Origin of the sequence: Sphingomonas sp. (genome assembly GCF_013816785.1) — a bacterium.
Lineage (GTDB): Bacteria > Pseudomonadota > Alphaproteobacteria > Sphingomonadales > Sphingomonadaceae > Sphingomicrobium.
Genome location: NZ_JACDDV010000012.1, coordinates 1 through 615 on the forward strand (window position 1 = coordinate 1; position 615 = coordinate 615).

Sequence of the window (615 nt, forward strand, 5' to 3'; positions counted from 1 at the left end):
GACGTGAAGAGGAAGCTGTTGCGCATGGCTTGGTCGTCGATCCTTGGCTGAAATCTAGGAAAAAGTCAGGATATAAAGATATCCTTATGTCTCGCTGTAGCGAGGCCTCCGCCCAAGCGCAATCGCAGCGATGAGCAGGAGGAAGCCGAGCGCCAGCGGGATAACATTACCGAGGCGTGCAAACAGGGTCAGGCGGGTTGCCGGCAGCGGCAGGGCGTCGTCGATCACACCAGCTGTGCCAAGCGGTATCGACTGGAGAATCCGCCCGCGCGCATCAACCAGCGCGCTGATCCCGGTCGGGGTCGACCGGATCACCGGAATGCCTTCCTCGGCCGCGCGCAGGCGGGCCTGGGCGAGGTGCTGCGGCGGGCCCCAAGCGCCGAACCAAGCGTCGTTCGACGGATTGAAGATCACGTCGGGCCGGTTGTGCCGATCGACCGCCTCGCCCGAAAAAATGATTTCATAGCATAGCTGGAAACCGACCTTGCCCCAGTGCGGGATGGCGATCGTGCGCGGGCCCGGGCCAGGGTCGAAGTCGAGGTCGCCGGGCGCCAGGCGCGACAGGCCGATCGCCGACAGGATCGGCCGCATCGGCAGATATTCGCCATAGGGCAC

The 615-nt window shown here is 64.1% G+C and carries 1 protein-coding gene; it reads right to left on the reverse strand.

Annotated features, from left to right (window positions below; all coding sequences use genetic code 11):
• Window positions 1–84: 84 nt before the first annotated feature.
• Window positions 85–615 (reverse strand): apolipoprotein N-acyltransferase (locus H0W65_RS04260; RefSeq protein WP_294004299.1); only part of this gene is annotated, 531 nt, incomplete at its 5' end.